General features: G+C 66.9%; 22 protein-coding genes. All 22 read left to right on the top strand.

The window, feature by feature from the left end; all coding sequences use genetic code 11:
* Positions 1-90 precede the first annotated feature (90 nt).
* On the top strand, positions 91-720 hold the full coding sequence (gene nuoE / locus ACOGI8_RS16315; RefSeq protein WP_419854839.1) for an NADH-quinone oxidoreductase subunit NuoE: 630 nt from the start codon (positions 91-93) through the stop codon (positions 718-720).
* Positions 721-778: 58 nt separating this feature from the next.
* Complete coding sequence (gene nuoF / locus ACOGI8_RS16310; protein WP_419854838.1) at positions 779-2,215, top strand: NADH-quinone oxidoreductase subunit NuoF; 1,437 nt, start codon at positions 779-781, stop codon at positions 2,213-2,215.
* Entirely contained in the window at positions 2,208-4,697 is a 2,490-nt protein-coding gene (nuoG, locus tag ACOGI8_RS16305; protein WP_419854837.1) for an NADH-quinone oxidoreductase subunit NuoG, read from the top strand. The genes nuoF and nuoG overlap by 8 nt, the downstream gene beginning before the upstream one ends.
* The gene (nuoH, locus tag ACOGI8_RS16300) at positions 4,694-5,971 is read left to right on the top strand and encodes an NADH-quinone oxidoreductase subunit NuoH (protein ID WP_419854836.1); all 1,278 of its coding nucleotides are present in this window, start codon (positions 4,694-4,696) and stop codon (positions 5,969-5,971) included. Before nuoG ends, nuoH begins: the two co-directional genes overlap by 4 nt.
* The gene (gene nuoI, locus ACOGI8_RS16295) at positions 5,971-6,678 is read left to right on the top strand and encodes an NADH-quinone oxidoreductase subunit NuoI (RefSeq protein WP_419854835.1); all 708 of its coding nucleotides are present in this window, start codon (positions 5,971-5,973) and stop codon (positions 6,676-6,678) included. Before nuoH ends, nuoI begins: the two co-directional genes overlap by 1 nt.
* On the top strand, positions 6,678-7,367 hold the full coding sequence (locus ACOGI8_RS16290; protein WP_419854834.1) for an NADH-quinone oxidoreductase subunit J: 690 nt from the start codon (positions 6,678-6,680) through the stop codon (positions 7,365-7,367). The genes nuoI and ACOGI8_RS16290 overlap by 1 nt, the downstream gene beginning before the upstream one ends.
* On the top strand, positions 7,364-7,678 hold the full coding sequence (gene nuoK / locus ACOGI8_RS16285) for an NADH-quinone oxidoreductase subunit NuoK (protein WP_419854833.1): 315 nt from the start codon (positions 7,364-7,366) through the stop codon (positions 7,676-7,678). The genes ACOGI8_RS16290 and nuoK overlap by 4 nt, the downstream gene beginning before the upstream one ends.
* Before the next feature lie 18 nt (positions 7,679-7,696).
* Positions 7,697-9,625 carry an NADH-quinone oxidoreductase subunit L gene (gene nuoL, locus ACOGI8_RS16280; protein WP_419854832.1) on the top strand — a complete coding sequence of 643 codons (1,929 nt, stop codon included), beginning with the start codon at positions 7,697-7,699 and terminating at the stop codon, positions 9,623-9,625.
* A gap of 2 nt (positions 9,626-9,627) precedes the next feature.
* Positions 9,628-11,295: a complex I subunit 4 family protein gene (locus tag ACOGI8_RS16275; RefSeq protein WP_419854831.1), complete on the top strand. Its 1,668-nt coding sequence runs from the start codon at positions 9,628-9,630 to the stop codon at positions 11,293-11,295.
* Positions 11,295-12,884 (top strand): NADH-quinone oxidoreductase subunit N, encoded by a 1,590-nt coding sequence (locus ACOGI8_RS16270; RefSeq protein WP_419854830.1) that lies wholly within the window; start codon positions 11,295-11,297, stop codon positions 12,882-12,884. The genes ACOGI8_RS16275 and ACOGI8_RS16270 overlap by 1 nt, the downstream gene beginning before the upstream one ends.
* 89 nt (positions 12,885-12,973) lie before the next feature.
* On the top strand, positions 12,974-13,213 hold the full coding sequence (locus ACOGI8_RS16265; protein ID WP_419854829.1) for a hypothetical protein: 240 nt from the start codon (positions 12,974-12,976) through the stop codon (positions 13,211-13,213).
* A 131-nt stretch (positions 13,214-13,344) separates the two neighbouring features.
* Entirely contained in the window at positions 13,345-15,111 is a 1,767-nt protein-coding gene (locus tag ACOGI8_RS16260; protein WP_419854828.1) for an alcohol dehydrogenase catalytic domain-containing protein, read from the top strand.
* Positions 15,108-16,034 carry a 1-phosphofructokinase family hexose kinase gene (locus ACOGI8_RS16255; RefSeq protein WP_419854827.1) on the top strand — a complete coding sequence of 309 codons (927 nt, stop codon included), beginning with the start codon at positions 15,108-15,110 and terminating at the stop codon, positions 16,032-16,034. Before ACOGI8_RS16260 ends, ACOGI8_RS16255 begins: the two co-directional genes overlap by 4 nt.
* Before the next feature lie 2 nt (positions 16,035-16,036).
* Entirely contained in the window at positions 16,037-16,714 is a 678-nt protein-coding gene (locus ACOGI8_RS16250; protein WP_419854826.1) for a hypothetical protein, read from the top strand.
* Positions 16,711-18,417, top strand: a complete 1,707-nt coding sequence (ptsP, locus tag ACOGI8_RS16245) for a phosphoenolpyruvate--protein phosphotransferase (RefSeq protein ID WP_419854825.1) — start codon at positions 16,711-16,713, stop codon at positions 18,415-18,417. Before ACOGI8_RS16250 ends, ptsP begins: the two co-directional genes overlap by 4 nt.
* A complete protein-coding gene (locus ACOGI8_RS16240) occupies positions 18,414-19,922 on the top strand; it encodes a BglG family transcription antiterminator (protein ID WP_419854824.1) in 1,509 nt (502 codons plus the stop codon). The genes ptsP and ACOGI8_RS16240 overlap by 4 nt, the downstream gene beginning before the upstream one ends.
* Positions 19,923-20,262: 340 nt before the next feature.
* Positions 20,263-21,003, top strand: a complete 741-nt coding sequence (locus ACOGI8_RS16235) for a hypothetical protein (protein WP_419854823.1) — start codon at positions 20,263-20,265, stop codon at positions 21,001-21,003.
* 95 nt (positions 21,004-21,098) lie between these two features.
* Positions 21,099-21,521, top strand: a complete 423-nt coding sequence (locus ACOGI8_RS16230; protein WP_419854822.1) for a hypothetical protein — start codon at positions 21,099-21,101, stop codon at positions 21,519-21,521.
* An 8-nt stretch (positions 21,522-21,529) separates the two neighbouring features.
* Positions 21,530-21,997 carry a PTS sugar transporter subunit IIA gene (locus ACOGI8_RS16225; RefSeq protein ID WP_419854821.1) on the top strand — a complete coding sequence of 156 codons (468 nt, stop codon included), beginning with the start codon at positions 21,530-21,532 and terminating at the stop codon, positions 21,995-21,997.
* A gap of 21 nt (positions 21,998-22,018) precedes the next feature.
* On the top strand, positions 22,019-22,282 hold the full coding sequence (locus ACOGI8_RS16220) for an HPr family phosphocarrier protein (protein WP_419854820.1): 264 nt from the start codon (positions 22,019-22,021) through the stop codon (positions 22,280-22,282).
* Position 22,283: 1 nt separating this feature from the next.
* Entirely contained in the window at positions 22,284-22,586 is a 303-nt protein-coding gene (locus ACOGI8_RS16215) for a hypothetical protein (protein ID WP_419854819.1), read from the top strand.
* Between the two features lie 99 nt (positions 22,587-22,685).
* Positions 22,686-23,051 (top strand): NADH-quinone oxidoreductase subunit A, encoded by a 366-nt coding sequence (locus ACOGI8_RS16210; protein WP_419854818.1) that lies wholly within the window; start codon positions 22,686-22,688, stop codon positions 23,049-23,051.
* The last annotated feature ends 19 nt before the right edge of the window (positions 23,052-23,070 follow it).

Here is a 23,070-nt window from a genome sequence, read left to right as displayed (position 1 = left end):
GTCCGACGGTGGCGGAGAGCAGCCGGTGAGGGTTCGCGACCGCCGCGTTATTGCCTGCTCCGCGCCCGACGGTGGTGGGGAGGTCGACCGGTGAGCTTCTTCACTGAGGAGAACCGCACGCTGGCGCGCGAGATCATCGGCCGCTACCCGAAGCGCCGGTCGGCAATGATCCCGCTGTTGCATGTCGCACAGGCGCAGGCCGGCTGGGTCACTGAAGACGCGATGGTGGAGATCGCCGAGCTCGTCGACACCACGCCCGCCGAGGTGCTCGGCACCTGCTCGTTCTACGAGATGTTCAAGCGAGAGCCCGTTGGCAAGTACCTCGTGAACATCTGCGCCACCATGTCGTGCGCGCTGGCCGGCGCCGCCGAGCTCATGGAACACGCCGAGGAGCGGCTGGGCGTACGCGCCGGCGGCACCACCCCCGACGGCCTGTTCACGCTGGCATCCGCGGAGTGCCAGGCCGCCTGCACCGAGGCGCCCTGTCTGCAAGTGAACTACCGCTACCGCTACCGGGTTAACGCCGACGGGTTCGACCAGCTCGTTGACGACCTCGCCGCGGGCGCGCTCGACGACGAGATCCCGCCGCACGGGGTCACTGCTCGCGTGCGCCAGCACATCCCGGCCGGCCGAGCAGTCGGCGCCGTGCCTCCCGAAGCGGTCAACGAGCCGCCGGTCTGGATGGCAGCACCCGCCAGCAATGGGGCAGGTTCGGCGTGAGGGCCCCCAGCCGCCGCGTTGGCGTGCGGTCCGCGTCCGACGGCGGAAGGCTCAGCTGATGGCGTCGTACACGATTCCCCACGCGCCCGGCTTCGTAGCCAATGATGCGCCCCGCATCGTCACCGAGCGATTCGACCATCCCGACAGCTACACGCTCGAGCGCTACCTGGCCACCGGCGGCTACGAGGGTCTGCGTGCCGCCCTGGAGCGCACGCCCGAAGAGGTCCACAGCGAAGTACGCAGCGCAACCCTGCTCGGGCGCGGCGGCGCCGGCTTTCCCGCCGGAGTGAAATGGGGCTTCTGCCCGCCCGGTGTGTGGCCCCGCTACCTCGTGGTGAACGGCGACGAGTCCGAGCCCGGCACCTACAAGGACCGGCTGCTGATGGAGCTCGACCCGCACCAGCTCATCGAGGGGTGCCTCATCGCTTGCTACGCGGTCGGGCTGTCGCAGTGCTTCCTGTACATCCGCGGCGAGATGGCCGTCGCGCAGGAGCGTGTGGCACAGGCCCTCAACGAGGCCTACGAGGCCGGCTGGGTGGGCCGCAACATCTGCGGCACCGACTTCTCGGTCGACATCGTGCTGCACTGGGGCGCCGGCGCATACGTGGTGGGCGAGGAGACCGCGCTTATCGAGAGCCTGGAAGGCAACCGCGGCATGCCGCGGCTCAAGCCCCCCTACTTCCCGGCAGCCATCGGGCTGTACGGCCAGCCGACCATCGTCAACAACGTGGAGACGCTGGCAAACCTGCCGTGGATCCTGCGAAACGGCGCCGAAGCGTTCACCGCCATCGGCACGCCCACGTCGCCGGGCACGCGCATGGTGGCGGTGAGCGGGCACGTGCAGCGCCCCGGTGTGTACGAGATCACCAACGGCACCACGACGTTCCGCGACCTGATCTACGGCGAGGACTACTGCGGCGGCATGCATCCGGGCCGCGAGCTCAAGGCCTTCGTTCCGGGCGGCGGCTCAGCGCCGTGGTTCACGCCGGCCCAACTCGACCTGCCGTTCGAGGCGTCCGAGGTGGGGCCGCAGGGGTCGATGCTGGGTTCCGGCGCGGTGATGGTGATGGACGACACCACCGACATCCCCGCGGCGGCGCTCACGCTGACGAAGTTCTATGCCCACGAGTCGTGCGGCAAGTGCGTGCCGTGCCGGGAAGGAGCGACTTGGCTGGAGCGGGTGCTGCGGCGCGTCTGCGACGGCACCGGCACGCCACGCGACCTCGACGTGCTGTTCGAAGTGGGTGCGTCGATCTGCCCCGGCGACTTTCCCCACGCCGCGGTGCCCGAACGGGGCCTGGAGCCGAAGCCGTTCCCGTACCAGATGACCACCATCTGCTTTGTGGGACCGTCCGCATTCGCTCCGGTGCACTCGGCCATGACGCTGTTTCCCGAGGAGTTCGAGGCTCGGGTGGCGCCGAACGCGCGTCTCGACACCGGGCCGTCTGACGGCCCTGCCGCGAATTCAATCTCGGAGGTGGCCATCCGTGTCTGACGCCACTACAGCCGAAGCAGCGCCGAGCACCGTGGAGGTGACGATCAACGGCGTCGCCCTCGATGCGCAGCCGGGCGAACTCGTCATCGCTGCCGCGGATCGTGCCGGGGTGCATATCCCGCGGTTCTGTTACCACGAGCGGATGAGCCCGGTGGGCATGTGCCGCATGTGCCTCGTCGAGATCGACACCGGGCGGGGGCCGCAGCTGCAGCCCTCCTGCATGGTGCCCGTCTCGCCGGAAATGGTGGTGGACACCACCAGCGAGCGCACGCAGCGGGCGCAGGAAGGCGTGCTGGAGCTGCTGCTCATCAACCACCCGCTCGACTGCCCGGTCTGCGACAAAGGCGGCGAGTGCCCCCTGCAGGACCAGACCATGGCGTATGGCCCGGGCGAGTCCAGGTTCGTGGAGGAGAAGCGGCACTTCCAGAAGCCGATCCCGATTTCGGATCTGGTGCACCTCGACCGGGAGCGCTGCATCCTGTGCGACCGCTGCACCCGCTTCGCAGACGAGGTGGCCGGCGACCCGCTCATCGACTTCACCGAGCGCGGCAACGAGACACAGGTGCTCACCTTCCCCGGCGAGCCCTTCTCGTCGTACTTCTCGGGCAACACGGTGCAGATCTGCCCCGTCGGTGCGCTCACGGCATCGCCGTACCGCTTCAAGGCGCGGCCGTGGGATCTCGTGGAGACCGAGTCCACCTGCACGACATGTGCCGTGGGCTGTCGCATCGCCGTGCAGTCGTCGCGCAATGAGCTGGTGCGCTACCTCGGCGTCGACATCGACCCGGTCAACCACGGCTGGCTGTGCGACAAGGGTCGCTTCGCCTTCGGCTCGGTGGCGAGCCCAAACCGGGTGACGACGCCGCTGCAGGCACGCACACCGTCGGGCACCACCTCCGACATCGCCGACGCCGAGCCGCTGCGGCGCTTCCAGCCGACCGACTGGGCGAGTGCCCTCGGTGCCGTGGCCGCTGCGGTGAAGGCGGCCCGACCCGGCGCGATTGCCGTGCTCGGCGGTGCCCGCGGCACCAACGAGGACGCCTATGCCTGGTCGAAGCTGGCCCGCACGGTGCTGCGGACCGACCACGTGGATGCGCAGCTCGGCGACGGGCTGCCCGCCGAGCTGACGGTGGGCCTGCCCGCCGCGACGATCGACGAGGCATGCAGCGCCGACACGACCCTGCTGGTGTGCGGGGACCTCCGCGAGGAGCTGCCGGTTCTGCACCTGCGCTTGCGCGGCGCGGCCCGAGCAGGCACGACCCGGCTGGTCGAGATCGCTCCGACCACCACAGGTCTCACGCGAAACGCAGTTCGCAGCGAACAGTGCCGCGGCGGCGAGGCAGCATCGGTGCTGCGGAACCTGCTCGACGGCGATGATCCGCTGGCCGGCGAGCTGGCATCCGGATCGGTCGTCGTGGTGCTGGGCCGCTCGTCGGTGTCGGAGTCGGCCGAGGCGACGGCTGAGGTGGCCGCAGTGATCAGCGCTCGCGTCCCCCACGCCCGCTTCCTGGTCGCCGCACGGCGAGGCAACGTCCGCGGCGCGCTCGACATGGGGCTGGCGCCGGGAATGCTTCCTGGGCGGGCAGTGAGCGCCAGCCCGCCGCCGGAGCTCGCGGCGGCGTGGGGCGAGCTGCCTGGCGAGCGCGGGCACGACGCCACGGGAATCCTCGCGGCAGCCGCCTCCGGAGAGATCGACGTGCTCTTCCTGCTCGGCGCAGATCCTTTGACCGATTTCCCCGACAGCATGCTGGCGCGCCTCGGCGTGTCGGGTGCGGGCATGGTCGTGGCGGTGGACTCGTTCGTGAGCCAGTCGGCGGCGGAGGCCGACATCGTGCTGCCTGCCGCCGTGTTCGGGGAGAAATCGGGCACCACGACCAACCTGGAGGGACGCGTCTCGGCCGTCGGCGAGCTGGTGACCGCACCCGGCTCAGCCCGCCCCGACTGGATGATCGCGGCCGAGCTGGCCGTGATGTGCGGCGGCGACCTCGGCTTCCTGTCGGTGGATGAGATCACTGCCGAGATCGCGGCCGTGTGCGCCACCCACGCCGGGGCGATCGGCCCGGAGCTCGCCGCTGACGGCGTGCTGGCATCGGGAGCGGCCTTCGAGCCCGACTTCCCGCCCGAACACGTGGCGCCGGCCCGAGACGCCTATGGCCTCCGCTTGGTCTGCAACCGCAAGCTGTACGACGGCGGCGTGACGATCAGCCAGACGCCGGCGCTGGAGTCGCTGGCGGCCGACACGGTGATGCGTGTGCACCCGGTCGACTTGGAGCGAGTGGGCGTCGAATCGGGCACCGAGGTCGAAGTGCACTCCGACCGCGGTGCGCTGCGGCTGCCGATCGTGGCCGACGCCGGCATCGCCCGCGGCAATGTCGTGGTGCTGTTCCCCTCGCCATATATCGATGTGGGGGCCTTGATCGACGTGACGGCGCCGGTCACTGACGTGCGGATCGAGACCCGCGGCGGCGAGGCGTCACGGTGACCGGCGACCCGCTGTTCGCCGACGGTGTCGACTGGGGCGACATCGGCATCATGGGCATCAAGGTGCTCGTGGCGTTCGCCGCCCTGCTGGTCGCCACCATGTTCATGATCTGGTTCGAGCGCAAGCTGATCTCGGACATGCAGCACCGCATCGGCCCCAACGTGGCCGGTCCGTGGGGCCTGCTGCAGGCCTTCGCCGACGGAGTCAAGTTCTTCTTCAAGGAAGACCTGCGCCCCGCCAACGCCGACCCCCTCGTGTTCCGGCTGGCGCCCTACATCTCGGCGGTCACCGCGTTTGTCGCCTTCGCCATCGTGCCCATCGGCGGCGTCTTCACCGACACTCCAGGTCGCAGCGGCACGGTCACGCTCTTCGGCAAGAAGACCATCCTGCAGGTGGCCGATCCGCCGGTGGGCATCCTGCTGCTGCTAGCGATGTCGTCGGTCGCTGTCTACGGCGTGATGCTGGCGGGCTGGTCCTCGGGCTCGAAGTACCCGCTCATCGGCTCGGTGCGGGCCTCGGCGCAGGCCATCTCGTATGAAGCGGCGCTGGGCATGTCCGTTGTCGCCGTGGTGATCACCGCAGGCACGCTGTCCACTCACGAGATCGTGAGGGCTCAGGCGGGCGGTGTGGACGAGTGGCTCCTCATCACGACAGGCTTCGTTCCGTTTCTCGTGTTCCTGATCTCTGCCACTGCGGAGTTGAATCGTCCCCCGTTCGATCTCGTGGAAGCCGAGCAGGAACTCGTGGGGGGCTTCCACACGGAGTACTCGTCGATCCGGTTCGCCCTGTTCTTCCTGGCCGAGTTCATGAACGTGATCACCATGTCGGCGATCATGGTGACGCTGTTCTTCGGCGGGACGGCCGGGCCGGTGTTCTTCGGCTGGACGTGGTTGTGGCCGACCGTGTGGTTCCTGGCCAAGGTGTTCGCCTTCCTGTTCGTCTTCGTCTGGTTCCGCGCCACGCTGCCCCGCCTGCGTTATGACCAGCTGATGTCACTGGGCTGGAAGGTGCTCATCCCCGTGATGCTGTTCTGGCTGATGTTCCTGGGGCTGCGACAGCTGGTGATTGATCAGGGCTGGAGCCCGCTGCAAGAAGTGGTGGTGGTGCTGGGGGTGAGCGCTGCTGGGCTCGCGCTGGGCTGGACGCTGCTGGCGGCGGCACTGCGCGCAGCCAAGCGCAACACGGACTCCGAAGGTCTTGACGATCACGATCCTGAGGACTTGATGCCGGTAGGGGCGTCGCCGGATGACGCCGGACCGGGAGGGGAGAGCTGATGGGCTACCTCGACGGCTTCAAGGTCACGTTCGGCAAGCTCTTCGGCGAGCGGGTCACCACCGAGTACCCGCAGGAGAAGCGGCCGAAGCCACCCCGCTTCCACGGGCGCCATGTGCTCAACCGCTACCCCGACGGCATGGAGAAGTGCATCGGGTGCGAGCTGTGCGCGGGTGTCTGCCCGGCCCGGTGCATCTACGTGCGCGGGGCCGACAACCCGCCCGACGACCCGGTGTCGCCGGGGGAGCGCTTCGGCTACGTCTACGAGATCAACTACCTGCGCTGCATCCACTGCGACCTGTGCGTGGAAGCCTGCCCGACCGAGGCCATCACCGAGACGAAGGTCTTCGAGTTCAGCTTCCCCACCCGTCGCGACGCCATCTACACCAAGGACGAACTGCTGACCGACGACGACGGCCGGCCCCGGCGGCAGCCATGGGAGCTGTGGCACGACGGCGACGACGAGCACACGTCGGGCTGGATGCGGGCCACCTCGCCGTCGGGTCAGCCCGACTACGAGGGCCGTGTCGGCTGGAGCGGCGAGCTGGGCTACGGCGTGCGAGCGCCCGAGCAGGGTCAGCACGCCGACTACGACGCCGGCGAAGACGACCCGCCCGCAGCCGGCGAAGACGACCCGCCCGCAGCCGGCGACGAGCCGGCCGACCTCGACGAGCACAGCCGCGCGCCGGCGGCAGGAGATCATCACTGATGGTCGAAGTGGTGGTGTTTGCGGTGGCCGGTGCCGCATGCCTCGTCGGCGCGGTCGGCGTGGTGCTGTCGCGCAATCCGGTGCACGCGGCGCTCATGCTGGTGATGACGCTGTTCGGAATTGCGGTGCTGTTCGTCACGCTCCAGGCCCACTTCATCGCCGCCGTCCAGGTCATCGTGTACGCCGGCGCCATCGTGGTGCTGTTCCTGTTCGTCATCATGCTGCTCGGCGTGGATCGGGCAGCCGAGCTGTCGCTGGGCGCCTTGCCGGCCCAGCGGTGGACCGCGGCCGCATTCGGCCTCGGCGGTGCCGCCGTGCTGGTCTGGCTGGTCGCCGCAGTCGACCGGATCTTTCAGGGTCTTCCGTCGTATTGCGCTGAGGAAGCGGCCAAGCTCGGGCGCGACGTGTCAGCGGTCTGCGCTCCGCTGTTGGAAGCCGGAGCACTTGGCAGTGAGGCCGAGCCGGCCGCGACGGACTACCTGATCGACGTGAGCGCGATCGCCCGGTCGCTGTTCTCCGACTACGTGTATGCCTTCGAGCTGACGTCGCTGCTGCTCATCGTGGCGGTCATCGGTACCGTGATCCTGGCGCGACGCAGCTACGGCGCCGATGGTCGGCGCGCCGGCCAGCACGGCGGCGAATCAGCGCCTGCCGAGAACGCTCCGGCGTCGCAGGAGACACGCCAGTGAGCGGCCTCGAGGTGACCACCGGCTGGTACCTGACGCTCGGGGCAATGCTGTTCCTCATCGGCGGCACGGGCCTGCTGGTGCGCCGCAACCCGCTGATCATGCTCATGTGCGTCGAGCTGATGCTCAACGGCGTCAATCTCAGCTTCATTGCCTTCGCCGACCGCTTCGGCGATGTGCACGGGCACACGGTGGTGCTGTTCGTGCTGGTCGTTGCGGCGGCCGAGGTGGTGGTGGGTCTCGGACTGGTGGTGGCGGTGCTGCGCGCTTCGCCCCGGGCGACAGCGGACGATCTGTCGGCCCTGAAGGGCTGAGGCCGGGGGTTTCAGACAGTGGTCGAACTCGTATGGCTCATCCCCGCGCTGCCTCTCGCCGGGTTCGCGGTGCTGCTGCTGGCCGGCCCGCGCCTGGGCGAGCCCCGCGCCGGCTGGCTGGCGACGGCGGCGAGCGCCGGATCATTCCTGTTCACGCTCGTCACGTTCGGCGGGCTGCTGGGACTGGAGTCGGCGGACGAAGGCGGTGCCGGTGGGCACGGCGGGCGCTGGTTCGTCTCGACGCTGTTCGAGTGGATGCCGATCGGCGGCCTCGAGGTCGACGCTGCGCTGCTGGTGGATCCGCTGTCAATGACGATGGCGCTGTTCGTGACCGGTGTGGGCACGCTCATCCACCTGTACTCGGTCGGCTACATGCACGGCGACCCGAAGTACTCCAAGTTCTTCCTGTACCTCAACCTGTTCCTGTTCTCGATGCTCATGCTGGTGCTGGGCAACAATCTCGTGGTCACCTTCCTGGGCTGGGAGGGTGTCGGCACCTGCTCCTACCTGCTCATCTCGTTCTGGCACGAGCGACCCACCGCGGCCACCGCAGGCAAGAAGGCGTTCGTCACCAACCGCATCGGCGACTTCGGCTTCATGATCGCCACGTTCCTGCTGTGGACCACGCTCGGCACGGTGTCGTACGCAGGCATCGCGGCAGGGGCGCCGGCGCTGGCCACCGGCACCGCCACCGCTGTCTCGCTGCTGCTGCTGCTTGCGGCAGCGGGCAAGTCAGCTCAGCTGCCGCTGTACGTGTGGCTGCCCGACGCCATGGAGGGCCCCACCCCGGTCTCGGCCATGGTGCATGCGGCCACGATGGTGACGGCCGGCGTGTACCTGCTGGTGCGGCTCAACCCGGTGCTCGATGCGTCGGACTGGGCACCGTTGGTCATTGCAATTGTCGGTGCTGCGACGGCGCTATTCGCGGCGCTCGCCGCGGTGGCACAGCACGACATCAAGAGAGTGCTGGCGTACTCCACCGTCAGCCAGCTCGGCTACATGTTCCTGGCGATCGGCTCGGGCGCGTATGTGGCCGCGATCTTCCATGTCGTCACCCACGCGTTCTTCAAGGGCCTGCTGTTCCTGGGCTCCGGCTCGGTCATCCACGGTCTTGGCGACGAGCAGGACATGCGCCGGATGGGTGCGCTAAGAGCAGTCATGCCCGTCACCGCCGTCACCTTCATCGTGGGTTGGTTAGCGATTGCTGGCGTGCCGCCACTGTCGGGCTTCTGGTCGAAGGACGAGATCCTGCTGGCCGCCTGGGAACACTCCTACGTCACTCTCGGCTGGCTGCGCGTTGGACATGTGCTGTGGGCCGTGGGACTGGTCACGGCGCTGCTGACCGCCTATTACATGAGCCGCCAAACCTTCCTGGTGTTCTTCGGCGGCCAGCGTTGGGATGACAGCGCTCACCCGCACGAGTCACCCGCCACCATGACGCTGCCGCTGGTGGTGCTGGCCGGGGCGGCCGCCATCGGCGGGATCATGAACCTGCCGCTGGTGGGCGACTGGTTGGTGCTCGAGCATTTCTTGGAGCCCGCCTTGGCTCATGAGCATCGCTTCTCATCGGAGACCTGGAAGAAGCTGCTGCTCGCATTCGTCGCAGTGCTCGCAGCGCTGATCGGCATCACGGTCGCCGCCGCGGCGTGGCTGCGTTCGCGCATTCCCAGCAACCGGCTTGAACCGGCGCTGCTCGAGAATGTGTTCTACGTCGACTCGACCATCTCCAACTTCGTCGGCGGGCCGGGCACCAAGGCGTTCGAGGCCGCAGCCACGGCTGACCGGCGCTTCGTCGACGGCGCCGTCAACGGCGTCGCGAAGCTCGTCCGGATGCTCGGCGAAGCCGTGCGGCCGTTGCAGTCGGGTTACCTGCGGCACTACGCATCGGGCGTGGCCGTCGGCGCGATCGTCCTCGTCATCTGGCTGGCGCTGCGGGGCGTCTCATAGCCATGGGCTCCCTGCTTGCTGCTTCGGGCTCCGCCAGCGATTTCCCGCTGCTGAACGCACTGATCTTCGTGCCCGCAGTGGGGGCTTTGGTCGTCGCCCTGCTGCCCCGTAGCCGCCCGGATCTCGCCCGCCCGCTCGGCACGTTGTTCGCGGCCATCGGCGGCGCACTGGCGCTGGCGCTCGCCTGGCAGTTCGATACGGCCGCAGTCGATACCGTCGGCGAGGGCTTTCAGTTCGTCAGCCAGCAGCCGTGGATCCCGGCGCTTGGCATCTCGTGGCATGTCGGCGTCGACGGCATCTCGCTGTGGCTGGTGGTGCTGACCAGCTTGGTTGTGCCGATCGTGCTGGCCGGCGTCGATCCGCACCACGATCCCAAGCCCTACACGGCTTGGATGCTGCTGCTGCAGGCGGGCTCGGTGGGCGCGTTCGTCGCGCTCGACCTGTTCCTGTTCTTCGTGATGTTCGAAGTAGTGCTGGTACCCATGTACCTGCTCATCGCGGGCTGGGGCTACGAGGGACGCCGCTACGCGGCCACAAAGTTCTTCATCTACACCATGGCGGGCTCGGCACTGCTGCTCGTGGCGATCGTGGCCACCGCCGTGCTTGGCTCGCCCGAAGGCGACATCACGTTCAGCCTTCAGACGCTCGCAGAAGGACCGGACGGAAACGGATCCCTTCTGGGCCAGAACGCAGCGCGCCTGTGCTTCGTGGCGTTTGCCATCGCCTTCCTGGTGAAGGTGCCCGTGGTGCCGCTGCACACCTGGCTGCCCGATGCGCACACCGAGGCGCCCACCGCGGGTTCGGTGGTGCTGGCGGCTGTGCTGCTGAAGCTGGGCACCTACGGCCTGCTGCGGTTCGGCCTGTACCTGTTTCCCGAGGCATCCGACTGGGCGGCGCCCGTGCTGGTGACGGTCGGCGTGGTGGGCGTCATCTGGGGCGCGATCACCGCCGCCATGCAGCGCGACCTCAAACGCCTCGTGGCCTATTCCTCAGTGGCCCACATGGGCTTCATCGTGCTGGGCATCTTTGCGTTCACCGCGACGGCCATCGGCGGCGGCGTGATCCAGATGGTCAACCACGGCATCAGCACCGGCGCCTTGTTCCTGCTGGTGGGGATGCTGTACGAGCGTCGGCACACCCGCCAGATCGACGAGCTGGCCGGCATTCAGTCGGCAGCGCCGGTCTATGCCGGGGTGTTCACGCTGATCATGCTGTCGTCGGTGGGCGTGCCGGGCCTGAACGGGTTCGTGGGCGAGTTCCTGATCCTGATCGGCTCATTCGACACGCGGCCCGTATGGACGATCATCGCTGCCACCGGGGTGATCCTGGCAGCGCTGTACCTGCTGTGGGCCTACCAGCGGGTGTTCCACGGGCCCCCTGCGGCGGCCGACCGCCAGACGGCCGACCTGCGCCGAGGCGAGCTGCTGACGCTGGCGCCGTTCGTCATCGCCGTAGTGGCGCTCGGCGTGTACCCCAAGCCGCTGCTCACCGCCACCGAGCCCGCCGCCAAGTGCTTGGTGATGCACGTCACTGTGCACAGCTCCGACGAGCCGAGCGACCCTGCCGATCCCGTCCTCGTCTTCGAAAAGTGTGAAGTCCGTGACGGCACCGGCTCGGCCAGCGGCAGCGCTGGCGACAGCATCGGTGAACACGACGAGGACGGCCACTGATGGCCCAAGTCGAGATCGCGTTCGAAGCCCCGGCCGTCGACTGGTGGGTGCTCACCCCGCAGATCATCCTGGTGGGCGCTGCGCTCGGTCTGCTGCTGGTGGCCTCGCTGGCACCGCGAGCGCTGCCCGGATGGGTGTCCACGATCGTCACGATCGGCACCGGCGCCGCAGCAGCCATCGTGGCCGCCGTCCAGTGGACTGTCTGGGACGCCGCACCCCGACCCACGCTGAACGGAGCCTTCGTGAGCGACGGCTTCAGCCTGCTGCTCACGGTGCTGGTGGGCGCCGGTCTGGTCATGACGGCGCTGGTCGCGCATTCGGCCCTCGACCGCTATGACATGGCGCCGCCGGAGTTCGCAGCACTGCTGCTCGCCTCTGCTGCGGGCGCGGTGGTCATGGCCGGAGCGAACGATCTCATCGTGCTGTTCCTCGGTCTCGAGTCGCTGTCGATCGCCCTGTACGTGCTGATCGCACTGGCGGGACGGCGGGCGTCGGCACGCGAGTCGGCCATGAAGTATTTCGTGCTGGGGGCATTCAGCTCGGCGTTCTTCCTCTACGGCATCGCGCTGGTGTACGGCTCCACGGGCAGCACCAACCTCAGCGGGATCGGCGGCTTCCTGTTTGGTTCGATCGGACCGACCAGGGAATCCGACTACCTGCTGCTCGTCGGCATCGCGTTGCTGCTGGTCGGCTTGGGCTTCAAGGTGGCCGCCGTCCCGTTCCATTTCTGGGCGCCCGACGTGTACGAGGGTGCGCCCAGCCCCGTCACCGGCTACCTGGCGTCGATCGCCAAGGCGGCCGGCTTCGCTGCGCTGGCACGAGTGCTGTACGTAGCGGTGTTCGAGCAGAGCACTGCGTGGACGCCGATCATGGTCGGGCTGGCCTTCGCCACGCTCGCAGTCGGCGCGATCATGGCCATCTGCCAGAACGACGTGAAGCGCATGCTGGCCTACAGCTCGATCAGCCACGCAGGCTTCGTGCTGGTCGGCCTCTCGGCTGTCCCGGCGGCCAGCGGGCTGGTGCAGTGGGCCGAGGAGGGCGGCGGTGACGCTGTGTCGTCGTCGGTCTTCTATCTGATTACTTACTCGTTCATGGCGCTGGGCAGTTTCGCGGTGCTGTCGGTAGTCGGTGCCGAGCTTCGATCGTCGGAAGCCGATGCGAGCGCCCACGCATACAGCCGATACGGCGGGCTCGCACGTCGCCGCCCTGTTCTGGCACTTGCGTTCACCGTGCTGTTGCTGGCGCAGGCCGGCGTGCCGTTCACGGCCGGCTTTGTGGCCAAGTTCGAGGTCATCCTCGCGTCCATTAACGCCGAGGGCTACGTCCTGGCCGCAGTGGCGATGGTCACGGCCGTGGTGAGCGCCTTCGCGTACCTGCGGGTCGTGCTGGCCATGTACGCCCCGGAGGGGTCGGCCGACGGCGACGACAGCACTCCTACCGCCCGACCGGGCCGGCCACGCTGGGGCGGCCTGCCCCTGACCTCGGTGTTCGCCATCAGCCTCGCGGTAGCCGTGACCGTCGTCGTTGGCGTCTTCCCGCAGACACTCATCGAATGGAGCCGGGACGCCGTCCTGTCCATCATCCCGTAGCCCGGCACTGCGCTCGCCGGCCGCGCGATGCACTTGGGCATGCCGCAGCGAACCAGCCTGCGGTCCAACGCAGTGCCTATCGTGACGTCGTGATCACGCCACTCGGCCGTGAGATGCGCAGCCTCGGCCGTCAGATTGCGGATAAGTCCTCGCAGATGGGCGACCTCGAGCGGGTGCGGGCACTCCAACGAGAGCTGGAACGCAAGCTGCAAGAAGCGGGAGCGACCAACAAGGAGATTGCCAAGGCTGCAGGCGTCTCGCGTTGGACAGTGCGCATTTGGATCGGCATGGCCGACCGGAGCGGAATCGGGCGGCCATGGTGGATGTGACAGAAGCGATCAATCGCGCCGGTTTGGCTTAACTGCCATCGGCCAAACTGCCGGTTGCGACGCGCCGGGCAGCCGTGAACGATGGTGCCTGCGGAGCTTGGGGTTGAAGCTCCTGCAGGGAGGACCAGCCCGTGACGGCGACCGGCGAGTGGTCATACGACCGATACCGCGAGGGCACGGCGCCCCTTCCGCGTCCGAATCTGGCATGGAATAGCTACGGCAGAGGCGTCGAGAGCATCGGCCGCGACGGACACCCGGAACCGGTCGATGTGCCGGCGCCGGCGCCCGATCAACTGCTGGTGCGGGTCGACGCTGTCGGGCTCTGCTTCTCCGACGTGAAGCTGATCCGTCTGGGCTCCGAGCATCCCAAGCTGTACGGACGCGATCTGTCGGTTGACCCCATTCGGCTCGGCCATGAGGCGACGGTGACGGTCATCGAGGTTGGCGACGACCTCGCCGACACTTACCGCACCGGTGATCGTCTCGCCATCCAGCCGGACATCTACTTGAACGGCCGCAGCGTGGCCTACGGCTACACCATCCCCGGCGGCCTGATCCAGTACCACCTGATCGGTCCCGAGATCCTTGCTGCAGACGGTGTCTCCTATGTGATCCCGGTTGATGAGGGCATCGGATACGCGGCAGCAGCGCTGTCGGAACCCTGGGCATGCGTGGAAGCTGCATACACGCAGCGCCGCCGGCTGTGGCCGCGCACTGGCGGGACGGCCTGGATCATCGGCCACCCCGACGACGAGCGCAGCTACGACTTCGGCGAGACGCTTCGCGACACCGCTCGCGTCGTGCTCACCGGTGTGAGCCCGAGCACCGTCACGGCCGTACTCAAGGCCACGGGTCCGCGTACCGAGACATCGGTCGTCGATGCCCCCGAGCTGGCGGAGTACTCCCCGATTGTCGATCGTGAGACCGATGGAGAGGGCTTCGACGACATCATTCTCCTCGACCCGAGGTCTGCCTCCGAGGTGACCGAGGTCGCGCGGCACATCGCGTTTCGCGGCACGCTCAATCTCGTCGGCGAACGCCCGCTGGACGGTCCGTCGTCTATCGACTTCGGTCGCTTGCACTACGACTACACGGCCTTCGTCGGCACACGCGGACCGAAGATTGCGGCGGCATACGGCGAGCAGCGCAATCGCTGTGATCTCCGTCCCGGCGGTTTGGCGGTGTTCGTCGGTGCAGGCGGGCCGATGGGTCAGATGCATGTGCAGCGGGCGCTCGAGAAGGCTGATGGCCCCGCCGTCATTATCGGCATCGATCCCGACCGGGCGCGCCTCGATGTGCTGGCCGAGTCGCTCGGCCCGCTCGCGGAACGCTCTGGCTGCGAACTCATCGTGCTGAATGCCGACGCATCCGACCCGAGCGTGCGTGATCTCATCGACCGGCGATCGGACGGAGCCGGTGCCGACGACGTCGTCGTCACGGTGCCAGTGGCGTCGGTCATGGCTTCGGCAGCGCAGTTGATGAGCCCCGATGGGATGTTGGTGTTCTTCGCCGGTGTCGCTAACGGCACCACCGGGCCGCTCGACATGAGCCGGGTGTACTTGAGCAGTGCTCAATACACGGGCACGTCGGGCTCGACACTGGATGATCAGGCGCTGGTGCTCGACAAGACGGCACAGGGCTCCCTGTCGCCCGACTTGAATCTGGCCGCGGTCGGTGGAATCGAAGCCGGCCGGGACGGCGTGCAGGCGATGCTCGACGGCCGGTTCGCCGGGAAGATCGTCATCTTCCCCCAAGTCGCCGGCATGCCGTTGCTCGGACTCGACGAGCTGGCCGACAAGTATCCGGACATCGGCAGCGCCCTGGGACCGCAGGGCCAGTGGACCTCCGAAGCCGAACGGCGGCTGCTCGAGACCTACGGCGCCGTCGAGGGCTCGTGATCACGACGCTGACGCCCAATCCGAGTTTCGACCGGACACTGCGCGTCAGTGCACTTGAACGTGGCGAGGTACACCGGGCCTCGCTCGTGCGGGTCGAGTGCGCTGGCAAGGGCGTCAACGTGGCCCGCGCCCTCGCCGTCAACGAGCACGCGGCTCGGGCCGTGTTCCCGGCCAACGATGACGACTTCGCAGCCTTCGATGCGGCACTGGCCGCAACTGGAGTGATGTCGCATGCAGTGCGAATTCGCGGGTCCATCCGGAGCAACATCACCGTGGTCGAACCTGACGGCACCACGACGAAGATCAACGAGCCAGGGCCGGAACTCAATGCTGCCGAGGCTGCCGAGCTGCTGCGGGCCGCAGTGACGGGCTCGGACTGGCTGATTGCCAGCGGAAGCCTTGCACCCCGAACGCCGACGGATTTCTACGCTCAGCTCGCCGCGTCTCTTCCCGACGCGGAGCAACGGCTCGCTGTCGATTCAAGCGGTCAACCGCTTCAGCAGCTCGTCGGGACACCGTGCGCCGTCGTGAAGCCGAACCTCAGTGAGCTGGCCGAACTCACACGCCGGTGCATGCGCACCGTGGGCGATGTCGTCGAGGCAGCCCGAGATCTGCGCGACCGCGGCTGGGGTTCAGTGCTGGTCAGCCTCGGCCGCTTCGGGGCCGTGCTGGTGAGCGACGAGATCTCCTACGGGACAGTCTCGGCGACTGATGTGCGCAATACGGTCGGTGCGGGCGATGCACTGCTGGCCGGCTTCATTTCTGCAGGTGGTCGGGGAGTGACGGCGCTCGCTGAGGGGCTCGCCTGGGCCTCGGCTGCGGTGAGATCGCTGGGCACGGCCGGCGCCCGGGTCAGTCTCGACGATCGGCGTGCAGTCGTGGTGTCGCAGTGCGTGCCGCGAGACTTGCCGGTGGGGGAGTGAACATGCGCGAGCAGTTCCCGCTCCCGATCTCGGCGATGTTTCGCTCCGGGATCTCGGGGTATGTCAAGAACGTCGTCCCGCTCACTGTCGCCGCGGCGATCACGATTGCCGTCTTCGGCGTTTTCCGCTTCTGGGCGCAGATCTCGATCAACGACGGCAAGACCTTTCAGTCGATCGTCGTCGACCTCGTCGGGCTCGTGCTGGCCGGCACGGTGGCGCTGCCGTGGTTCGGGTATGCCCTCGACGCTGCTCGTGGCAAGCCGATCGACATCGCCGGGCCGTGGCGCAGCGGCAGGCAGATCGCTGCACAGTTCGTGTGCGCGATCTTCTTCTGGGCGGCCTTCCTGCTCGGCTTGCGCTATCTGGCCGGGATTCCGTCAATTCTCGCGACCCTGTTCTACGGGTTCTATGGCTACGTTGTCGCTGACCGGGCAGCTCAGGGAGGCCTGCGCGCGCTGGGCACCAGCGTTCGCCTGGGCACCAAGCGCCGGGTTGCGCTGTTTGCAATCGTGGCGCTGTTCGGAGCGTTCAATCTGCTGGCTGCGATCCCGCTGGGCTATGCCGTGTCGGCGTTCACGGTCGTGCTCAGCCTCGCCCTGCTCACCGCTACTGCCAGCATCACGCTGGTGGGGGGAGCCTGCTTGTACGACGTCCTGACTGATCGACTGGGTGAGCGATGAGCGAATCAGCGGAGATCCGTCTGGGCGGAACTCCAGCCTCGCCGGGTGTCGCTGTCGGGCCGGCGATCGTCGTCGACCCGCAAGCAGTGGTGGTGCCCGATGTGCCGGATCCCCCCGCTGCGTTCAGCGAAGCAAGCGCGGCGGTGTGCACACAGCTCGAAGCGATGTGCAAGGCGGCTCGGGCGGCGGGGCGCGCCGAAGCCGGAGACGTCCTCGAAGCCCAGGCGCTGATGGCGCAAGACCCGATGCTGGCCGACGCTGTTGCTGCGGCTCTCGACGACGGAGCCGGACTGAATGCGGCGCTGCAGCAGGCGCGCCAGCAGATCGAGGACTTGTTCGCTGCCATCGATGATCCGTACATCGCGGCACGAGCTCAGGACGTGATCGAAGTCACCGAGCGGATCCGCCGATGGCTCGCTGGCGTCGAGGTACCCGACTTGGGACAGATCGCTGAACCCTCAGTGCTCGTGGCGAGGGAACTCACTGCGGCTGACACCGCCGCGCTCGACCCCGCATCGGTTCTCGGCTTCGTGACCGAAGCCGGCGGGCCCACCTCTCACGTTGCCATCATCGCTCGATCGCTGGGCGTAGCGGCTGTGGTGGGAGCGGCGGGCATCGTCGACCGCACGCGAGCAGGTGACCCAGTCGCCATCGACGGCGCGACCGGCGACCTGGTCATCCACCCGACCGCGGCGACATTCGACGAATTCGCGGCACGCCGCGAGGCATTCGACGCCGCCGTTGTCGCCGCCGATCAGTTCCGAGGCATCAGCGTGGCCCTCGGCGAACATCAGGTACAAGTGCCGGCCAACGTGGGTTCCCGCGATGACGTCGAGAGTGCCGTCTCCGTCGCGGCGGAAGGCATCGGCCTGCTTCGTACGGAGTTCCTGTTCCTCGATCGGTCCGATGCGCCCGGCGAAGAGGAGCAGTTCGACTTCTACGCATTCGCCGGCTCCAGCTTCGAAGAACCCGTCGTGATCAGGACCTTCGACATCGGCGGGGACAAGCCGGCGCCCTATCTCCGCATGGCAGCGGAGGAGAATCCGTTCCTCGGTGTGCGCGGCGCGCGGCTGTACAGCGAGTTCCCCGAGGTGTTCGAAACGCAGGTGAGAGCAATCCTGCGAGCTGCGATCGACTCCCCGATCTGGCTGATGCTTCCCATGGTGTCCACGGTGACCGAGATAGATGACCTGCGCAGCCGGATTGCCGAGATCTCGGCCGGGTTGACAGCAAGCGGAGTGCGCCATGAGATGCCGCCGATCGGGATCATGGTGGAAGTTCCCTCGGTGGCACTGGTGGCCGACGCCGTGGCACCCCATGTGGATTTCTTCTCGATCGGAACCAACGATCTCACGCAGTACGTCATGGCTGCTGACCGCACCAACTCCGGGCTCGACGAACTCCAGGATCCGCTCCATCCTGCGGTACTGGCTCTGTGCGAGCGCACAGTGGCCGCGGCCAGGCGCAACGGCATCAGCGTGTCGGTGTGCGGTCTCGCTGCGGCCGACCCGCTCGGTGCTGCGGTTTTCGCCGCCATGGGCGTCGACAAGCTCTCGGTCAGCCCGCGAGCGGTCAACATTGTGAAAGCGGCGGTCGCGGCAACAGATGCGTCGACGGCCGACTCGATGGTCCGGGCGGCCCTTGCAGCGGCCACTGCTGATGAAGCCCGCAGCATCATCGCCGACACGACTGGCAGCCCATGACGGCCCTGCTCGACACCCGTGCCCTGCGCATCACTCGGTGGCTGCTGCAACAGGACCAACCCCGCAGTACTGCCGCGCTTGCCTCAGACCTCGGATTGAGCCAGCGCGTCGTCCGTTATCGACTCGACCAAGTCGAGCGGTTTCTCCAAGAGTGCGGTGCTGAGCTGGCACGCAAACGGGGCCAAGGCCTGCTCGTCACTGCCACATCCGATGTTCGTTCGAGAATCGCGGCCGGCATCCGGTCCTTGCCAGAGGTGCCGCGGGTGTATGCCCCGCCTGAAAGGGCGAGGATTCTGCTCGCGGCACTGCTGTGGGAAGCGCCGGACGTGGTGTCCCTCGAGGAGCTCCACCTGGAACTGGAGGTCTCGAAGACATCGGCTCGCCGCGATCTGCAGAGGTGTGAGCCGTGGCTCGAACGCAATGGACTCCCGCTGGTGCGACGCGCCGGCCGAGGTATCTCGCTGGTCGGCACCGAACGACGCATCCGCCGCGTGACTGTGCAGCTCATTCTCGAAGCAATCCCAGAAGAGGTACTGCACCTGCAGCTCGCTGAGGCACCGTCTGCAGCGCAACAGGCGACCGCGCGAGTGCCGATCGGCCTGCTGGAGCGGATCTTCACGCTTCCCTTGGCCGAGACTGCCGCGATCGTTCGGTCCAGCGCACTCGGCCAGACGCTCACCACAGGCCGCAGCGATGCGGTCTTCGCCCTGTATCTGGCAGTGTCGGTCGCCCGGATCCAAGCAGGACGCTGCGTCGCGCTCGATGCTGGTTCGCATCGGTCGGCGATGGACCATCCCATTGCCCGCAGCGTCGCGACCATCGTTCCGAGCTTGGAGCAGCTTGCAGGCACCAGCCTCCCTGCGGCAGAGGTGGCGACGATCACCGAATATCTGCTCGGACTCGATGCCCTCGACACCGCACACTCGGGTTCGGAGGGCATCGGCGATGAACTCCTCGACGCGATCATGCAACTCGCCGGCGACAGGCTTCACACGGCACTCGTCGACGACTCGGAGCTCAGGCGTGGGTTGGCGGCTCATCTCGAACGTCTCGGTGTTCGCCTGCGCTATGGGTTGCCGATTCACAATCCCCTGCTCGAAGAAGTGCGCGAGCGTTATCCCGACGTGTATGCCGTCGCCGGCGAGATGGCATCACTGATCGCCGAGACGATGCATGTGGCGGTCGCTGAGGACGAGATCGGCTTCATCACCATGTACGTCTCGGGTGCGATGGAACGAGCGCGGCTCCGGCCGAGGCGCCGCGCCCTCGTCGTGTGCCCCAGCGGGATGGCCACGGTCTGGGTGCTCGTGTCTCGGATCAAGTCCGAGTTCCCCGAACTGGACCTCGTGGAGGTCCTGTCTGAGGGCGGCTTTGAAGATCTCCCGCATGACGATTTCGACCTAGTCATCTCGACTGTGCCGCTGCGGGCGAGCGATGTGCCGGTGGTTGTCGTCAGCCCCCTGCTGTCGACGACCGATGTCGCTCAGGTCGCGCAGTACGCCTGATCCTGTCGCTGTCGAGCCGGGACGCTATTGAGACCGATTGCTGTTGCGCCACAACGCAGCGCGCGCACCGAAATGTCGTTGCCGAACGGTGCCGTATTGGCAGTAGATCCGGATGGCTTCCAAGGGCAAGGATGATCCAATCGCCTGAAGCAAGGGGGTTCTACGCATGCTTCAACGTGTCCAACGTTTCGGCGGCTTCCTATCGAGCATGGTCATACCGAATATCGGTGCGTTCATCGCTTGGGGGTTGATCACCGCTCTATTCATCCCGACGGGCTGGCTGGCCAAGACCAGCATTGACTGGGATTGAGGATTGATAACCGAGAACACCGTCGGCCCGATGATCAAGTATCTGCTGCCGATGCTCGTCGCCTATACCGGCGGCAAGCTGCTCCACGGCCACCGCGGCGGTGTGCTCGGCGCTGTGGCCGTGCTCGGTGTCATCGGCGGTGCGTCCTTCGAGCTGTCGTCGGGTGTTGTCGGCGATCCGCCGCAGTTCCTCGGCGCCATGGTCATCGGCCCGCTCTCCGGTTGGGTGATGAGGGAGATCGACAAGTACCTGGAGGACAAGCGTCCGGCCGGCTTCGAGATGCTCATCAATAACTTCTCGCAAGGCATTGCGGGCGTCATCCTGGCGATGCTCGGCTACGTGGTCATCGGCCCGATCATGTCGAGCCTCGCGACGGCGTTCGGCAATATGGTCGAAGGCATCAGCGATGCCGGCCTGCTGCCGCTCATGGATCTGCCCATTGAAGTCGGCAAGGTGCTGTTCCTGAACAACGCCATCAACCATGGGGTGCTCACGCCGCTGGGTACCACCGACGTGGCCGACATTGTGTTCGTCATCTTCGATGCAGGCCTTACCGGGCCGCCGTCGCCAGGCAGCATCTTCGCCTACATCACCTTCCTGCCGTCAAGCGGCGGTGCGGTCGCAGGGGTGTTCCTAGGAATCGCAGCAGGGGCCGCAGCCGCATTCATTGTCGGCTCGATCCTGTTGAGACTCTTCCCGGTTCCGGAGATCGACGACAGCGACGACGACACCTCGCTCGACGACGCCATGGAGGGAGTCCCGCTGAACTGAGCCACCACGGAGGTTGCGCCGAGCCCCAGATGAGCGCAGCCTGAGGAGGCCGGGGCGGCTCAGGATTGCTGACCGCCCCGGTCCTCCTAATCTCAGTGGCTCATATTCTTCGTGGCACCGCCATCCTGCGTATTGGTCTGTGGCGCAGGGGCGGCACCAGCATCGGAAAGACCGACCGGAGGTCAGACATGACGGAGCGAGTCACCAAGACGGCCAGCGACGTGAAGTTGATCGTGTTCGCCTGCGAAGCGGGTATGGGCAGCAGCCTGATGGGTGCAAATCAACTGAAGAAGATGGTCAAGAAGGCGAAGCTCGACATCGCCGTCGTGCATCGACCGGTAGGTCAGCTGGCTGACGATGCCGACGTGATCGTCGTCCATCAAGGTCTCGCGAAGCAGGCGCGGGAGAAAGTCCCGACGGCGGCCATCGTGCCGTTCGTTCTCTTCATGAATGACCCATCAGTGAAACAACTGGTCGCGACGTTGAAGGCCGGTGAGCCGGTCGTGTCAAAGATCTGAGCTCTGACGTGGACGACAGCGTGGACAACGGGCTTGGGTCTGTGCTGACCCGAGCGGACGTTGTGCTCGGGTGCAGTGCGGATTCCATGGATGAAGCCATCGAATACTCGGGCAGTCTGCTCGTGAATCGTGGCTCGGTAACACCCCCCTACGTCGAAGGGATGAAGAATCGCGAACGGGTTGTCTCCACCTACTTGGGCAATGGCGTTGCCCTGCCTCATGGGGTCAACGAGAGCAAGGAGTTCATCCGATCGACGGGGATCGTGGTGGCCCAGTATCCCGAGGGCGTCGACTGGGGGCCAGGCACCGCCTATCTGGTGGTCGGGCTTGCGGCGGTAGGCGACGATCACGTACGCGTCCTGTCGCAGCTTGCCGAGATACTGCAAGACGAGGAGTTATGCGAGCAGCTTGCGCAGACGGGTGATGCCGACTTCGTCTACGACCAGTTGAGCGCTGCGCCGTCGGACGACGATTGACCCCAGGAGTTGGAGATCTCGATGGACCCGCTGTTCGCCGAAGTGGTCATCACCAATCCGCATGGCCTTCACGCCCGGCCTGCCGCGGTCATGGTGGAGAAGCTGAAGGCTTTCGATGCGGAGGTCAGGATCGAGGCCGGCCAGAAGACCGCCAATGCGGTGAGCATCATGAGCGTGCTCGCGCTCGGAGCGGGACCCGGTGACACTGCGCGAGTCCACTCAGAGGGACCTCAAGCCGAAGCCGCGCTTGAGACTGTCGTGGCCATTCTCACCGAGGAGGAATGACATGAGCCGACTCGACCATGACGCGCTGACTGCATCTGTGGCGGCAGCGGTTGGCGCGACTGCCGATGCTTCGGGCGCAGCCGATCTCGTGTTCGATAAGGGCTCCATCATCGTCGCGGCCAGCGTGGACGACCTCAAGGGTGCCTTCAAGCGTGTGAAGAAGATCGACGGCTACCGGTGGGTGGCCATCAACCGCGCCGATCTGTTCGGCGCGAACCCGCTCTCCCTTGGGTCCAAGGCCGGAATCATCGATGCTCACGGCGAGGTTCTCAAGAACGCGGACATACCCCGCAGGAAGGTCTGATCGCACGCCCCAAGCCCTCGCGATTCCGCTTGGGCACGTTCGCCGCGAAACGTCGCAGATTCGGCGCAGGGTGGCGCGAAGTCGCTAGCGTTGCGGTCCGTGTCCGACCTCTTGCGGAGCTATCTGACCGTCGCAATCTTCGGCGCAGCGGCAGTCTTGATGGCCTTCGCAATGTTCGGCGTCGCCCGCATTCTGCGCCCGCAACGACCGACACCGCAGAAGCTGATCGCGTACGAGAGCGGCGTCGATCCGGTCGGCAGCGACTGGACCCAGAGCCAAATCCGGTACTACGTCTTCGCGGTCCTCTTCGTCCTGTTCGACGTGGAGGCCGTCTTCATCTTCCCTTGGGCGACGCGGCTCGAGGTCTACGCCCTGTTCGGCCTGGTCGAGATGGCGATCTTCATCTTCATCCTGGTGCTGGGCCTGTTCTACGCATGGCGCAAGGGCGTCCTGCGCTGGGTGTGAGGGGCTGAGGGAATCTCGC

The organism is Candidatus Poriferisodalis sp. (assembly GCF_965204195.1).
In the GTDB taxonomy this organism is placed as follows: domain Bacteria; phylum Actinomycetota; class Acidimicrobiia; order Acidimicrobiales; family Poriferisodalaceae; genus Poriferisodalis.
The sequence above is the reverse complement of the archived record's forward strand: the minus strand, read 5'-3'. Positions and strand labels throughout refer to the sequence as shown.

Bases quoted from the DNA above. Each gene is read 5' to 3' on its own strand.
- nuoF (WP_419854838.1), top strand. From the start codon at position 779: ATGGCGTCGTACACGATTCCCCACGCGCCCGGCTTCGTAGCCAATGAT.
- nuoI (WP_419854835.1), top strand. From the start codon at position 5,971: ATGGGCTACCTCGACGGCTTCAAGGTCACGTTCGGCAAGCTCTTCGGC.
- ACOGI8_RS16290 (WP_419854834.1), top strand. From the start codon at position 6,678: ATGGTCGAAGTGGTGGTGTTTGCGGTGGCCGGTGCCGCATGCCTCGTC.
- ACOGI8_RS16275 (WP_419854831.1), top strand. From the start codon at position 9,628: ATGGGCTCCCTGCTTGCTGCTTCGGGCTCCGCCAGCGATTTCCCGCTG.
- ACOGI8_RS16270 (WP_419854830.1), top strand. From the start codon at position 11,295: ATGGCCCAAGTCGAGATCGCGTTCGAAGCCCCGGCCGTCGACTGGTGG.
- ACOGI8_RS16250 (WP_419854826.1), top strand. From the start codon at position 16,037: ATGCGCGAGCAGTTCCCGCTCCCGATCTCGGCGATGTTTCGCTCCGGG.
- ptsP (WP_419854825.1), top strand. From the start codon at position 16,711: ATGAGCGAATCAGCGGAGATCCGTCTGGGCGGAACTCCAGCCTCGCCG.
- ACOGI8_RS16240 (WP_419854824.1), top strand. From the start codon at position 18,414: ATGACGGCCCTGCTCGACACCCGTGCCCTGCGCATCACTCGGTGGCTG.
- ACOGI8_RS16235 (WP_419854823.1), top strand. From the start codon at position 20,263: ATGATCAAGTATCTGCTGCCGATGCTCGTCGCCTATACCGGCGGCAAG.
- ACOGI8_RS16220 (WP_419854820.1), top strand. From the start codon at position 22,019: ATGGACCCGCTGTTCGCCGAAGTGGTCATCACCAATCCGCATGGCCTT.
- ACOGI8_RS16215 (WP_419854819.1), top strand. From the start codon at position 22,284: ATGAGCCGACTCGACCATGACGCGCTGACTGCATCTGTGGCGGCAGCG.